This window comes from Streptomyces sp. NPDC020996 (genome assembly GCF_040641355.1).
Classification (GTDB): Bacteria; Actinomycetota; Actinomycetes; order Streptomycetales; family Streptomycetaceae; genus Streptomyces.
On the sequence record NZ_JBFADM010000025.1, the window covers coordinates 40003 to 53573 of the forward strand.

General features: G+C 70.2%; 13 protein-coding genes. 7 read left to right on the top strand and 6 right to left on the bottom strand.

The window, feature by feature from the left end:
- The first annotated feature begins 577 nt into the window (after positions 1-577).
- Complete coding sequence (locus tag AB0G63_RS18895) at positions 578-1372, top strand: IS5 family transposase (protein WP_360751277.1); 795 nt, start codon at positions 578-580, stop codon at positions 1370-1372.
- Here the strand turns inward: AB0G63_RS18895 and AB0G63_RS18900 are convergent.
- From AB0G63_RS18900 to AB0G63_RS18910, 3 genes are all read right to left on the bottom strand, one after another.
- Entirely contained in the window at positions 1320-1847 is a 528-nt protein-coding gene (locus tag AB0G63_RS18900; RefSeq protein WP_360751279.1) for a hypothetical protein, read from the bottom strand. The genes AB0G63_RS18895 and AB0G63_RS18900 overlap by 53 nt on opposite strands.
- 91 nt (positions 1848-1938) lie before the next feature.
- Positions 1939-2244 carry a zinc-binding dehydrogenase gene (locus tag AB0G63_RS18905; protein WP_360751281.1) on the bottom strand — a complete coding sequence of 102 codons (306 nt, stop codon included), beginning with the start codon at positions 2242-2244 and terminating at the stop codon, positions 1939-1941.
- A 30-nt stretch (positions 2245-2274) separates the two neighbouring features.
- On the bottom strand, positions 2275-2475 hold the full coding sequence (locus AB0G63_RS18910) for an alcohol dehydrogenase catalytic domain-containing protein (protein WP_360751284.1): 201 nt from the start codon (positions 2473-2475) through the stop codon (positions 2275-2277).
- On the opposite strand from AB0G63_RS18910, the gene AB0G63_RS18915 reads away from it, so the two are divergent.
- Entirely contained in the window at positions 2458-3039 is a 582-nt protein-coding gene (locus AB0G63_RS18915; RefSeq protein WP_360751409.1) for a TetR/AcrR family transcriptional regulator, read from the top strand. The two genes, AB0G63_RS18910 and AB0G63_RS18915, sit on opposite strands and share 18 nt — an antisense overlap.
- Positions 3040-3179: 140 nt before the next feature.
- Here AB0G63_RS18915 and AB0G63_RS18920 read toward each other — a convergent pair whose 3' ends face one another.
- Both AB0G63_RS18920 and AB0G63_RS18925 read right to left on the bottom strand, forming a co-directional pair.
- Complete coding sequence (locus AB0G63_RS18920; RefSeq protein WP_360751286.1) at positions 3180-6239, bottom strand: family 78 glycoside hydrolase catalytic domain; 3060 nt, start codon at positions 6237-6239, stop codon at positions 3180-3182.
- 416 nt (positions 6240-6655) lie between these two features.
- A complete protein-coding gene (locus AB0G63_RS18925) occupies positions 6656-6811 on the bottom strand; it encodes a hypothetical protein (RefSeq protein WP_360751289.1) in 156 nt (51 codons plus the stop codon).
- On the opposite strand from AB0G63_RS18925, the gene AB0G63_RS18930 reads away from it, so the two are divergent.
- Positions 6792-7292, top strand: coding sequence for a substrate-binding domain-containing protein (locus tag AB0G63_RS18930; RefSeq protein WP_360751292.1), 501 nt, complete (start codon positions 6792-6794; stop codon positions 7290-7292). The two genes, AB0G63_RS18925 and AB0G63_RS18930, sit on opposite strands and share 20 nt — an antisense overlap.
- 752 nt (positions 7293-8044) lie before the next feature.
- Here AB0G63_RS18930 and AB0G63_RS18935 read toward each other — a convergent pair.
- Positions 8045-8455 (bottom strand): nuclear transport factor 2 family protein, encoded by a 411-nt coding sequence (locus AB0G63_RS18935; RefSeq protein WP_360751295.1) that lies wholly within the window; start codon positions 8453-8455, stop codon positions 8045-8047.
- Between the two features lie 385 nt (positions 8456-8840).
- On the opposite strand from AB0G63_RS18935, the gene AB0G63_RS18940 reads away from it, so the two are divergent.
- The 4 genes from AB0G63_RS18940 to AB0G63_RS18955 all read left to right on the top strand — a co-directional run bounded on the left by AB0G63_RS18940 (position 8841) and on the right by AB0G63_RS18955 (position 13383).
- Positions 8841-9569, top strand: a complete 729-nt coding sequence (locus tag AB0G63_RS18940; RefSeq protein WP_360751298.1) for an alpha/beta hydrolase — start codon at positions 8841-8843, stop codon at positions 9567-9569.
- A 360-nt stretch (positions 9570-9929) separates the two neighbouring features.
- Positions 9930-11591, top strand: coding sequence for an AMP-binding protein (locus AB0G63_RS18945; protein WP_360751300.1), 1662 nt, complete (start codon positions 9930-9932; stop codon positions 11589-11591).
- A gap of 261 nt (positions 11592-11852) precedes the next feature.
- Entirely contained in the window at positions 11853-12578 is a 726-nt protein-coding gene (locus AB0G63_RS18950; protein ID WP_360751302.1) for an EthD domain-containing protein, read from the top strand.
- An 85-nt stretch (positions 12579-12663) separates the two neighbouring features.
- Positions 12664-13383, top strand: a complete 720-nt coding sequence (locus AB0G63_RS18955) for a TetR family transcriptional regulator (protein ID WP_360751305.1) — start codon at positions 12664-12666, stop codon at positions 13381-13383.
- Positions 13384-13571 lie beyond the last annotated feature (188 nt).

Sequence of the window (13571 nt, forward strand, 5' to 3'; positions counted from 1 at the left end):
GCTCCGCGCACGGCGTCCGGCGGCCGTTCGATGACCGTCTGAGCGGCCGCGATGTCGGACCGCGTTCACCGGATGCCCTAACCGCGTCGACAAGCAAGCCCTGCCTCGTCCGCGCGCCCGAACCGACCGACGGCGCCGGCTCGGGCGCTCAGTCATGTCCGGGCCGACGGGCCGCGGGCCGAGTGGGCGCCCGACCGCGCCGGGAGTCCGCCGGCGGGCCCCGCGGCAGGGCGAGGGCGGCTTCGAACGTCGCCTTGATCCCTACCGCGTCGAAGGTGACGTCAAGCATTCGGCCGTCCGTGACCTCAGAAGCCGTATCTCAACCGATCATGTAACGGGCGGGTCGAACAGGTTTCCCGCCGGGGTGATCTTCCCGTTGTGCGCGCATGAAGACAGGGCCCCTCGGTAGCTCGGGGATGCGAATCTAACCAAGCAATGCCGGAAGGCCCTGGTGTCGTTGTTGTACGCGTCCGAGCCCGTCCAGTTCAACTCGGCTGCACCATCGTGTGATTGCCTCGCTCACGTGTACGGCAACGCGGCCGATCATCCTGACCGGGTGCGCCGGTATCCGTCGGACATGACGGACGCGGAGTGGGCGGCCATCCGGCCGTTGCTGCCGGTGCCGGCCTGGCTCCAGGGCCGGGGCGGGCAGCCCGAGGGCTACTGCCACCGCCAGCTGCTGGACGCGATCCGCTACCTGGTCGCGGGCGGGATCTCCTGGCGGGCGATGCCCGCGGACTTTCCCGACTGGGGCCGCGTCTACGCCTTCTTCCGCCGCTGGCGCGAGCACGGGCTGATCACCGAGCTCCACGACCGGCTGCGCGGGAAGGTCCGTGAGCGCGAGGGCCGTGAGGCCGAGCCCACGGCGGGAATCATCGACGCGCAGTCGGTGCGGGCCGCCGCGACGGTGCCGGCCGCCTCACGCGGCTACGACGGCGGGAAGAAGGTGCCAGGGCGCAAGCGCCACATCGTGACCGACACGCTCGGTCTGCTCCTGGTCGTCGCGGTCACCGCTGCGAACATCGGCGACCGGGACGCCGCCGTGGGCCTGCTGAGGTGGCTGCGCCGCCTGCACCGTGACATCACCCTCGTCTGGGCCGACGGCGGCTACACCGGTTCCCTCGTCGACTGGTGCCGTCAGAAACTCGCGCTGACCTTGGAGATCGTCAAACGCACCGACGACATGGAGGGATTCGTGGTGCTGCCCAGGCGCTGGGTGGCAGAGCGCACGTTCGCGTGGCTGATGCATTCGCGCCGGCTGGCCCGGGACTACGAGACGTTGCCGGCCAGCAGCGAGGCGATGATCCGGTGGTCGATGGTCACGCGGATGAGCCGGCGTCTGGCACGGCCACGGGCCGCCAGCCGACGCTGAATGCTCCCGACGCCTCCTGCAGGAGCCACCCGCGCTCCGCCAGACGGCGGGCCTTTGAGCGCACCCCCTCGACCTTCGCCGACGTCGTCTGAAGGCCCAGCTCCACCGCGATCTCCTTGGCCTTCAGCGGCCCTTGGCCCGCGGGCTGCCGCTCGTCGAGCACGCCCAAAATCCGCTGGTAGTCCGGCGCCAGCACCGTCACCGGCAGTCCTTCGCGCCAAGGCGGCACGATCGAGCCCGGCACCGGCGCGGGCGAGGACACGGTTTCCGCCTTCGCCTCGGTCACGGAGGTGGTCTCGGCAGCTGAGGCCGCCAGGGCCTCTACCAGCTCTTCCCGCGCGATCACCCGCCGGTCCAGCTCGATCTCAGCGGCCTCCAACACCCCAGCCAGCCGCGCGACTTCCTCCCGCAGTCCTTCCACCCGCACCCGGGCCGCTGTCTCCCGCTCCTCCAGCATTCCCAGCACCGACGCCATCGCGCACCCCTCGATCACGGAGCCGAAACGAGACGCCGCATGCCTCCCTCATTCCGAGCTAGACCATGCCTGACCAGTGGAAATCAAGTGATCATGTTCGGTTGAGATACGGCTTCTCAGCGACCTTGGCCTGCAAGGCAGGGTCGTCCGAACGGAACGCATGGTCCGCGCCGAGGTCGAGTGAACGCTGCAGCACCTCGTCGTTGACGTCCATGACGATGACGGGAGTGGCACCCACCAGTCGCGCGATCTGCACGACATGTGTCCCGACGCCGCCTGCGCCCCGAACGCCGACGGATTCACCGACGCGTACCTCGGTATGGACGACAGCGCCGAAGGGTGTGGAGACGGCGTCGGCGAGGATCGCGGCCTGCTCCATCGGAACGTTGTCGGGCACGCGCGTCAGTCCAGCCGCCGTCGCGATGGTCTACTCCGCCCACGCGCCGTCGTACGCGAAAGCCTTGATGCGGACCTGGAGGCAGTGGGCGAAGTCGCCACGGGCACAGTCTCGGCACTCCAGGCACGGGCGGCCGGCAGCGGGGATCACCCGGTCACCGACCGACCAGCCCCGGACACCCGGACCGAGCTCCGCGATGCAGCCGGATGCCTCGTGCCCCTGAGTGATCACCTTGGGACCGTCGGCCGCCGCGCCATCCGGTCCCAGCAGGCACTGCTGAGTGCGGCCATCAGCCTCGTCACTCGAGGCGACAAGCTGACCGTGGCCGCGCTGGCCCAGGAGTCGGCGCTCACCCGCCAGACGATCTACTCGCACTACCCGGACGCGGCTGCCGTCCTGCTGGCCGCCACAGAGGACCTGATACGCCGGGAGGTTCCGCACGATGCCGATACCGCGTGGCCCAGCGACAAGCCGCCCGCGGTGCTCGGCGCACTCACGCGGCACCTCTGGTCCCACCGGCAGTTCTACCGGCAAGTCATTCAGAGCCCGGTCGCACGACAGGTCGGACAGACACTTAACGGGTACTTCCGGCCGGGCACCCGACGAAGGGTGGGTGAAGAGTACGGCTCCCAGTTGCCGGCCACCGTCCTGGAGGACATGACACTGTTCATCCTCGCCGGCATCGGAGCACTCCTCGAGGACCGGATCCTCGATCCCCACGACGAGTCGCCCGAGGACGCGGCGATGCGTTGCTGGCGCGCGGCCCACGCGCCGAGCGCCCGCCCGGCCACCTGAGGCGACGACCACGCCCGACGAGTCCGGCCTCGGCTCTCACAGCGAGAGAGCGCGACCGTCACGCGGCCGAGGGTTCCGGCCTTGGGACTGCGGTCGCGCCATCTCGTGAAGCTGCGGTTGGTCGGTCCGGCTGCGGGATGTCAGGCGTTCGGAACGCGTTTCACCGTGGTGGTTCCCGAGCCGACCGGTCCGATGCGCAGCACGGTCCCTGAGAGGTCACTCGTCGATGTCACGTTCACGGCCCCGCCGCCCCCGGAGGGCGTGGCGTCGATCTGATACGTGTCGGGGTCACCGTTTCCGATTTCCACCTCGATCACGGCCCGGGAGTTCGGCGGCAGCGTCACCTTCGTCTCGTGGGCGGTGTCGTCGCGGTGGACGGAGACCGAGACGGGGCCCCGGATGGACGGCACCGTTCCCCGGACATCGGTCAGGGCGCCGGTCCTGGGCCGGATCAGGAACTCCTCCGCCCCCGGCTCGCTGACCCGGACGCCGAGCACATGCCGGGCGACCGCGTTGGCGGGTGCGGAAGCCCAGGCGTGGGAGAAGGTCATGTTGGACTTCAGCGCGGGGTCCCATGCCTCGGTGACGATGGTGGCCTTCAGGTCGTCGAGCATGTGCAGCCAGGAATTGGTGGCCGTGGACGTCAGGAGCTTGATGGCCGCGTCGGAGCGGCCCAGCGTGAAGAGTGCGTCGAGCAGGAACTGAGCGCCGTAGACGCTGACTTTCATCCCGCCGGCGGCCAGTGTGTCCCCCAGCCTTTTCCGCACCTCGTCGGGAAGGGAGTCGGCGACGCCGAGCGCGGCGGGAAAGGCGGTGGCGTGCTGTGCGCTGTGGGTGGTTCCGGCGCCGTCGAGGAAACGGCCGGCGGTCGCGTCGAGCAGGGTGCTTCGCATGGCTGCGGCAAGCGTGTCGGCGCGCTGACGCAGCAGCTGGGCGTCGTCCGTCTTCCGGAGCGCCGTGGCGATCTTGGCGAGGGCGTCGAAGGCCGCGTACTGGAAGGCGTTCACGACCGTGTTGACGCTGGTGAAGACGTACCCGTCACGGCTCGCCGTCGGCCAGTCGACGAGATCGCCGAGGTCCTGGCTGCTGGAGCCGGGCGCTTTGTGCACCAGGCCGTCCGTGCCGAGGTAGGCGGTGAGGTTCTTCGCGGTGAGGAGATCGTAGTCCTTGGTGAGCTGCCGGTCGTCGCCGGTGACGAGGTAGTCCTCCCACGCGGATATCGCGCACATGAGGCGGTACTCGGTCGGCCAGGTGCCTTTGCGTACCAGGTAGTCGTTGGACCAGCGGGCCAGCGCGTAGGAGCGCTGGACTCCGTATTCGGAGAGCTGGTTGATCAGCGCGTCTCCCTCGTAGGGACCGCGTTCCCGGGTCGGTGTGTCCACGTAGAGGTCGCCGCGGGTGGCCTCGATGGAGTAGCGGCACAGGTCCCAGACGCGGTCGAGTGCGGGGTCGGAGCTGCTGAAGGAGGAGTGCGCGTCATCCCAGTCCGCTTTCCAGGCCCGTCCGGTCACAACGGCCTGTGAGAGGTCGAGTGTGGTGCGCAGTTCGGCCCAGCGGAAGGCGCGGTATCCCCAGTGCTCGAAGCGCTGGGCGCCGTCTCGCAGGGTCCAGACCTCGCGGTAGGTGTTGCCGGCGCGCAGCTGATACCTGACGGAGCCGTCGGAGTTCAGCTCTTCGCCCAGACGCACCTCGATGGTGTCTCCCTGGCTGCCCGCCACCCGCAGTGACAGGCCTCCGACGATCTCCCTGCCGAGGTCCACCAGCCAGCGCCCTTCGGCCGCTTCGGTGATGGATGCCGGCGTCACGTCGTGAAGCCTGACGGGCTCGATCCGCGCGGGAACGAGTTCGCCGACAGCGTCGCGGGACGCCGGCGTTTCCCACCCACTGTCGTCGAAGCCCGGCTCGGTCCAGCCGACCGGTTCCTGGCGCAGGTCCCAGTACTCCTGCGGGGCGGTGTAGTAGCTGCTGCCCGCGTTGCCCTTCGGCGGCAGCATGCCCGCGTGCCGGCGGGCCTTCCATCCGCCGCCGGAGCTGATGGTCGCGCGGGATCCGTCGGCGTAGGTGATCTCCAGTTGGGCCAGGAACTTCTGGGACGAGGTGGCGTTACAGAGCGCGGCCAGGGCGTTGGCCTTGCCGGAGCGGACGGTGTCGGTGATGTCGAACACGTGATAGGCGACTCCGGTGCCCGAGCGCGCCGATGCGTAGCCCACCAGGTGTCCGTTGCTCCACACCTTGGCGACGTACTGCCGGGCCGGGGCGGGTGAGGCGGCGGCCACGTAGAGGATCGCGGCCGCGACCTTCTTCGCGCCCAGCTGGTACTCGTTCCGCAGCAGAGCCCAGGTGTCGTCGTCGCTGTAGGAGGAGAGAGAGGAGGCTCCGGCAGGGAAGGTGAGCACCCCGTTCGCGACGGTGCCGGCGGTGAAGGTCCCCTTGTCGGACGTGAAGTCGTCGTCGAGCAGGACGGTGCCGTCCGCTCCGGTGAAGGTGACCCGGTCGTAGATCTGGGACTCGGTGGAGCCGTTGCGCAGTCCGATGTTGCCGCCCGTGTGCCGGGTGTCGGTGGTGGTGTCGACGACGGTGCCGTTCACGGAGGTGGTGAAGGTGGAGCCGGTCATGGTGACGGCCAGGTCCAGCCACTCCCCCGTGGCCACGGCGAAGGGCAGCCGGACCTCGGCGAGCACGGTGTAGGTCCCGTTCACGCGGATGTGCTTGCGCAGCACGCCGGGGCTTCCGGCCCGCAGCTGCCACAGGTAGTTGTCATTGACGCTCGCGGCACGGAACCACAGGCCCGCGGCCACGGCCGTGATCTTGAGCCGGGTGGTGAACGTGCCGTCCGTGAGGGTCTTGCCGGCAGGCGCCCATATGGGCTCGGCCTCCCACTCGTTCTCCACCGACGTGGCGAGCAGCGCCGGTTGCGACCATGCCGACCGCTTCCGCCCCCAACTGCTCACCCGCCACCAGTAAGCGGTACGGGGCTTGAGCGGCGGCCCGCCGTACGGGACAGCGGTGGAATCGGCGGACGTGACCCTGCCCGAGTCCCACACCAAGCGGTCGCAGTCGAAGCCGTCGGGCGTGGCGGCCAGTTGAAGCTGGTAGGCGCGTTGCACGGTCCCAGCACCGAAGTCGGGCATCTGCCAGCTGAAACGCAGGTCCCGTCCGGCACTCGCACCGAGCCCCTGGGGCAGCAGGTCAGCCAGCATGCCGGTGGGTACGGGCGATGCCGCGTTCCTGACAGCGCCCGGGGCGGCGACGGACGGCCAGGGCCGGGTCAGGGCGACCGAAGCGGCTGCGACACCGCCCAGCTGAAGAAGTCTCCGGCGCGACATATCTGGAGCCATGGCGCTCTCGCAGTTCATGAAAGGTTTCAATCGGATTGCCGGGAGCCTAGGACCGCACATTCAGCCAGTCAATAAGCGGGCACGAAAAGGCAGATGCAGATGATTGAAACGTTCAATTCGCTGGTGGCGCACGGGACGCGGTCGTTGACGGGCGAGCGACCTGGTCGCCTCGTGCAGCACCTGACCGGCTCGGGTCTCGCCTCCGCCGTCACGACGCGCGGCGGCTCCGGCGGTCAGGCTCGTCGGAGTCGCCGCGCACCCACCGCGACCCTGCCTGCCTACCGCCCGCTCCGCGGGGTGAAGTACGCCTGGGCGGCGTTGCCCTGGGCGAGGGCCTCATGCCGGCTGGTCCATCCGGGGGTCCGCGACAGCGACTCGAACTCGCGTTGCAGCGTGGTGGCGGAGGTGGTGCGGGTGTCGGCGCTGATCGGCAACGCCGGATACTGCGCCGACCGGCAGGAGCATCTGGTCGACCGGTTCCTCGCCGCCCAGGTCGACGGGCTCGTCATCGTCTCCGCCGACGGCGGCACCGATGTCGGCGCGCAGGCAAGGCAGGCCGGCGTGCCCACCGTGTACGTCCACAACCAGCCGGTCGGCGGGCAGGGGCCGGCCGTCACCGCCGACAACGCCGCCGCCGTCCGGCAGGCCGTCGACCACCTGCGCGGCCACGGGCACACGCGCATCGCCTTCCTCGCCGGACCGCAGGACGCGGGACCGGTGGCCTGGCGCCGCGCCACCTGGGAGGAGGCCGTCGCGGGAACGGACGCCCTTCTGCTGCGCTGCGAGTACGCGCGCGCCGCGGCAGCCGCCCTGACCGGGCGCCTGACCGTCGAGGGTGCCATGCCCCACGCGCTGATCACCGCCACCGACGAGCAACCCATCGGGGTCCTCGCCGCGGGCCGGGGCCACGGGTGACCCCGCCCCCGACCGGCTGGCCGTCATCAGCCTCGACGGCACCCCGACAGCGCCTACACCCCGGCGAACCTGTGCGGTCTCGATGGTGTCCTCGATCATCCGGAGTCGATGGATGAAGCACGGCTTGGCAATGGTGCGGAGGGAACTCTCGTTGGGGAGTCGCCGAAGTCACTGGACAGGACTGCAGCAGCAGCTTCTGGCGCAGGATCAGCTGGGCCGGCGGGGGGAGTTGCGGGGAGGCGCTGTCCAGGAGCAGGGCCACGGCATGCTGTGCCATGGCGCGCAGGGGCTGTTCGGTGACGGTTAGCGGTTGGAGCAGTAGGGGGAGCGGCAGACATCCGTGCCGACCGCTGGAGATCTTGGTGGCCGAGCCCCGTACGCGTACGCAGCCTGACCGATGCCGCTACGCTCCACGGCGTGGGGCATAACGGGGCCGATCAGCTCGCGGCGTCCGGTGCGTGCGACCGGTAGGCGCCCGAGTGCCCTCGATGGGATCTCTCCCGGCGAGCACGGCAGAGCGTGGGGGCGCGCCGTCGCGAGCCGGGCGCCCGTCCGGTCCGGGGCTTCGAGGGACGCTCTGGCCCCGTCGGAGGCGAACCGGCTTCAAGTCACCCGGTCAATCCGCTCGGCAGGCAGGGGTGGCGCGGGAAGGGAGGGGTGGACCGGCCGGCCAGCGCCTGCCGCCGTCCGAAGTGGACGGGTCGGCGGCCGCCGCCGGCCTCACGGCGCCGTTGGACGGGAGCCGGAGCGCGTCAGGCTCCAGCTGTTATCTGTGTCCCCTGCGCGGAATGGAGGCGCCATCCCACAGCCGGCTCGAAGGCGAACACGTGGGTGTAGCGACTGCCGGCGGTGAACGTGGTGCCGTCGGGCTGGGTGAAGTTCATGCTCGTCCTTCCGACGGTGATGCCGATGTCGCCGATGAAGCGCACGACGGCCTCGGCGGGAAAGGGCTGGACGGCCGGAAACGTGACGGCTCCTGACCTCACCAGGCTGAGCAGGTCGAACTTTGTCGCTACCGCTCCGTCGCTGAGGCTCACCAGGAGGAAGTCATCTGTGAGCAGTTCGTCGAGCACGGTGACGTCGCCTGCGACCAGGGCGTCGAAGAAGCGCTGATCCTGGTCGAGCAGGGACTCGCGCGTCCCAGGGTGGTTCGGGGTGGTCATGGCGTCCTTTCCAGGGGTGGAGGAGTACGGGGACCGAGCGGGCGTCGACCTGCCGGTTCCCGCAGGTCGAGCGCCTCGGCCGCGGTTGCCGTGGCGGTTCCTGCGCTCGGCACGGGTGGTGACGGAAGGCGGCCGTTGCCGACGGTGACGTGACGGCCCCGGCAGCCGGGGGTGCGGGGGGTGCGGCCGTATGCCCTGTGCGGCAACCACTCCCCCACCCCCGGATGAGCGCCGTCCGGGCTTCTGGTGCACCGATATTGACAGACGAACGGTGTTCCAGTGACAGTGGGCCGAGTTTACACGGCGTCCTGCCGCTTACAAGCAGGCGGCGCTCTTCCTTGAGCCCTGGCCTGCTGCCTGACCTGCTGATCTCGGGAGACTGTCAATGACACTCAGACCCTGCGTCCTCGTACACGGTGGCTGGCACGGTGGCTGGCACTGGGAAGACGTGGCCGCGCGACTGCGCGCCGCGGGCGCCGATGTCTACACGCCGACCCTGACGGGCCTGGCGGAGCGGGCGGGCGAGGCCTCCGAACACACCGACGTGTCGGCGCACGTCGCCGACGTCGTCCGCGTCATCGATGAGCACGACCTGCACGACATCGTCCTGGTCGGCCACTCCTACGGGGGGATGGTCATCACCGGCGTAGCGGCCGAGCGGGGCGAGCGGGTGGCCGAGTTGGTGTACCTGGACGCTTTCGTGCCGGAGGCGGGTCAGTCGGTGGGCGACCTTCTGGGGCCCGACTTCGTGGAGAGCGCCCGAGCGGCCGCCGCGGCCTCCGGCTCTCCCCTGCTGATCCCGCCGATGTTCACGGTGGAGGACACCACCGGATGGTCCGGCCCCCGGGCCGCGGCGGTCGCCGAACGGCTGACCGCGCACCCCATCGGCACCATGGAGGAACCGGTGCGCGCCCCGGCCGAGTTGAGCGCGCGTCGATCGTTCGTCTACTGCAACGCCCGGCCGCTGGGCATCGTCGAGCCCTACGCGCTGCGTGCCCGCAACTCTCCGGACTGGGACTACTACGAACTGGCCAGCCCCCATGACGCGGTGCGCGTCATGCCGGCCACGGTTGCCGGACTGATCGAATCGCTCGCTTCGCGATCGGCGGAGTGATCGCGCTTCCCCACGGCGGCAGCACGGGGTGGCGGTGGCGGCCCGCACGGATGGGCGAGTACATCGTCCACCACCGCCCGCCGCCGGACTGCTCCCACTCGCCGCACCTCGCACCTCGCACCCGCCCGGTGCGAGGGCTTGCCTCCCGGTACGCCGAGAACAGGCGGCGAACGCCGCGGGGCCCCGCCCTGCCTCGGACGACCCGACTTCCGTGACAGGCCCTGGGTCCCCGAAGCAGGGGAGCCTCGTCGCCGAGGAGATGGTCCGCGGGCCGGCCGCCGAGCGGCCGCTGCCGAATCCGGCCAACTCGGCTGCACCGGCGCTGCATCAGGCCGCACCGTCCCGATTGGAGAATCCGCAATGACCCACGCGCCACACCTCCCGCCGACGGGGGACACCACGAGCGGGCCGAGACCGCCCCTGACCAGCTCATGGTGGCCTGCCGAGCCAGCGCCGCCGCTCGCCGACCTCACCGTCGGCGCCGCGCTCCGGTCGGCGGCACATGACCACCCCGACACCGTCGCCCTCGTCGAGGGCCTTCCCGACGCCGCACAACGGCGCCGCTGGACGTATGCGCAGCTGCTCGAGCAGGCCGAGACGGTGGCCCGCGCGCTGCTGGCCCGCTTCGAGACGGGTGAGCGGGTGGCCGTGTGGGCCAACAACCGGCCGGAGTGGGTGCTGCTCGAGTACGGAGCCGCGCTGGCCGGGATCACCCTGGTCACCGTCAATCCCGCCCTGCGGGCCGGGGAAGTGCGACACGTCCTCGGACACTCCCGCGCGGCCGGTCTTCTCCACATCCCCGAGTACCGGGGCTGCGTACTCTCCGAGATCCTGGCGCAGGTGCGTGCGGAGCTGCCTCACCTGCGCGAGGCCGTCTCGCTCGCGGACTGGGACCGGTTCCTGTCCGAGGGCGAGCGGGGACAGCCGCTTCCCGCCGTCTCCCCGGACAGCGCGGCCCAGTTGCAGTACACCTCGGGTACCACGGGGACTCCCAAGGGGGTGCTGCTGCGTCACCGCGGAGTGGTCAACAACGCCCGCCTCTACGCCGAACGGTGCGGACTTCACCCGGGTGGCGTGCAGGTCAGTCCCATGCCGCTGTTCCACACCGCGGGCTGTGTGGTGAGCGTCCTGGGCGCCCTCGCCGTGGGCGGCACGCTCGTGCTCCCGCCCGTGTTCGACCCGGCGCTCGTGCTGAACCTCCTGGAGACGGAGGGCGCTGACACCCTCATCGGTGTCCCCACCATGCTCATCGGTCTGCTCGACCATGCGGACTTCGCCCGCACGGACCTGTCACGGCTGGCCCGCGTGATCAGCGGCGGAGCCGTGGTGCTGCCGGAACTCGTCCACCGCGTCGAGACGCAGACCGCGGCGACCGTCAGCGTGCTGTTCGCCCAGACGGAGGCGTCGCCCGTCATCACGGGGACGTCGCCGCAGGACAGCGCCCGGGACCGCGCGGAGACACTCGGCCGGCCGCTGCCCCACACCGACGTGCGCATCATCAGCCCTGCCGACGGCGAAGTCGTCCCGGTCGGCACGGTCGGAGAACTCTGCACCCGCGGCTACCACGTCATGATGGGGTATTTCGACGCCCCCGACTCCACCGCCGGCACGATCGACGGTGACGGGTGGCTGCACACCGGGGACCTGGCCAGCATGGACGACCGCGGCTACTGCCGTATCGAGGGACGCCTCAAGGACATGATCATCCGGGGTGGCGAGAACATCTACCCGCGGGAGATCGAGGACGTGCTGTTCCAGCACCCCGACGTGGCCGATGTCGCCGTCGTCGGAGTCCCGGACGACACGTGGGGCGAACAGGTCGCCGCCTTCGTCCTGCCCGCGCCCGGGCACACACCCGACACTGATGGTCTGCGCGAGTACTGTCTGGCCCGGCTCGCCCGCCACAAGGTCCCGAAACACTGGGAGATCGTCGAGGAACTGCCCCTCACGGCCTCCGGCAAGGTGCAGAAGGTCAAGCTGCGCGAGCGGTACGCCGACCGGAAGGCCGGAGGACCGGCGTGACCGGGGGGCCACCACCCGTCGATCCGGAGCCGAGCCGCTCGTACCGCTGAACCCGTGTGCCCGCGGACCCGGCCGAGTACGGGTACTGCGGCGCCGAAGCCGGGCGCTCGGGGCCCGGCGGACGGAAGAAGTGCCGCCGGCCGGCATCCGTACGCGTCCCCCGAACGCCCCGGTCGAACCGCCGGCGCCGATCTCCGCTGCGCCGCGTTGCGCGAACCGCTGTACCGAACACCGACCTCAAGCTTCCGACAGGAGTGCGATGTGATCAAGCTTTTCACGCTCTGGAACCGCCGTCTCGACCAGACCCATGACGAGGCCGTCGACTACTGGACACGGGTGCACGCCCCGAAGGTGGTCGCGGCGCACGGCAGTCACCTGCTCCGGTACGCATGCAACGTCGGCGTGCCTGCCGACTACTCCGGCTGGGCCCCGGATGAGGCTCCGGCCTGGGACGGTGTCGCCGAAGGCTGGTACGACTGCGACGACCCCGCCGATCTGACGGCTCTCCTCAGTGCGACGGCTGATCATCTGCGCGCCGGTGAACGGCAGTTCATGGGCACCTTCCGGCATGTGATCACGGATCAGCGGGTCCACCGCGACGTGGGACGTGCCCAGTCCGGCGTCAAGATGCTGTTCATGCTGATGCGCCGGCCCGACATGACGCCGGATCAGTCGGTCGCCTACTGGCGGGACCGGCACGTTCCCTTCGTCCGGGACCTGTTCGCCGACGCCCTCGTCCGCTACACGACGAACGTGGGCCTCGCCGCCGACTACCGGGGGTGGTCGCCGCACGAGTCTCCTCTCTACGACGGGATCGCCGAACTCGCCCTCGACTACTCGGTGGCCGAGCAGCAGGCTTTCGTGCGGTCCAACCTGGAGGTGCTCCTTGAGGACGAGCGCGCCTTCATGGGCACCTACCGCGCAGTCGCCACCCGCGAAGTCCTCGTCGCAGGGCAGCCGGACGAGTTCCTGCCGACCGGTCCATGACGCATGTGTCCCGCCCGGTACGGTGCGAGGCGCGGCACCCGGACGGGGCGGTGGCACCGGACGAAAGGTGCTCTAGACTGTTCGAGTGTCACGAGCAGAGTTCGAGGTAGAGCGCCGTCGGTCGGATTCCGCGCGCGCCAAGGGTCGCCTGACCCTGACGCGGGCGGAAGTCATCAGGGCCGGCATCCGGCTCCTCGACACAGAGGGCGCCGAGAAGCTGTCGATGCGCAAGCTGGCCAGGGAGCTGGGTACCGGGTCCTCGACCCTGTACTGGCACGTCAAGGACAAGGATGAGCTGTTGCTGCTCATCCTCGACGAGACGCTGCGCGATGTCGTCCCTCCCGAGGCCGGCGCATGGGATGTCCGGCTCCTCGAGACGCTCACCGAATGCCACGATGCGCTCCTGGCGCGCCCCGCACTCGTCGATGTGCTGTGGAGTGCCGCGTGGCGACTGGGGCCCGACACACTGAGGGTGGCCGATGCCCTCACCGGACTCGTCGCCGAAAGCGGCCTTCCGGACGACGAGGTGGCCGACTCCTACCTGGCCCTGGTCACGATGATGCTCGGCTTCGTCGCGGGCGGACGCACCTCACCGGGGAATCCTCCCTACAGCCAGATGCGCGCGCAGCTGTCGGACCAGGACGAGGAGGCAGCGGATGCCGCCCGCCTGTACCCGAACCTGATGCGCTACGGGCCGGGTACGGGTGGCGAAGCCATGAAGCGCCAGTTCCGCTACGCCGTCGAGCGTTTCATCGCCGGCATCAAGGCCCGCGTCGCCGAATGCGGCCAGGCGTCGCCGAACTGAGCCGTACCGGTCGGCCCACGTCGCGACACGCCGCGAGCGGGGCACCGGCCCCGCCGAGCGGGTCGGTCGGCCTTCGCCACTTCCTCCGGAACGCCGATTTTGACAGACGAGCGGTGTTCGAGTACTGATGGAGGTACGGCCACACGCCCACCCGCCGGCCGTTCGAGGCGCGTATCGCCCCCCACTGC

Coding starts and splice junctions, on each gene's coding strand:
- AB0G63_RS18895 (WP_360751277.1), top strand. CDS start 578: ATGACGGACGCGGAGTGGGCGGCCATCCGGCCGTTGCTGCCGGTGCCG.
- AB0G63_RS18900 (WP_360751279.1), bottom strand. CDS start 1,847: ATGGCGTCGGTGCTGGGAATGCTGGAGGAGCGGGAGACAGCGGCCCGG.
- AB0G63_RS18920 (WP_360751286.1), bottom strand. CDS start 6,239: ATGCTGGCTGACCTGCTGCCCCAGGGGCTCGGTGCGAGTGCCGGACGG.
- AB0G63_RS18935 (WP_360751295.1), bottom strand. CDS start 8,455: ATGACCACCCCGAACCACCCTGGGACGCGCGAGTCCCTGCTCGACCAG.
- AB0G63_RS18940 (WP_360751298.1), top strand. CDS start 8,841: ATGACACTCAGACCCTGCGTCCTCGTACACGGTGGCTGGCACGGTGGC.
- AB0G63_RS18945 (WP_360751300.1), top strand. CDS start 9,930: ATGACCCACGCGCCACACCTCCCGCCGACGGGGGACACCACGAGCGGG.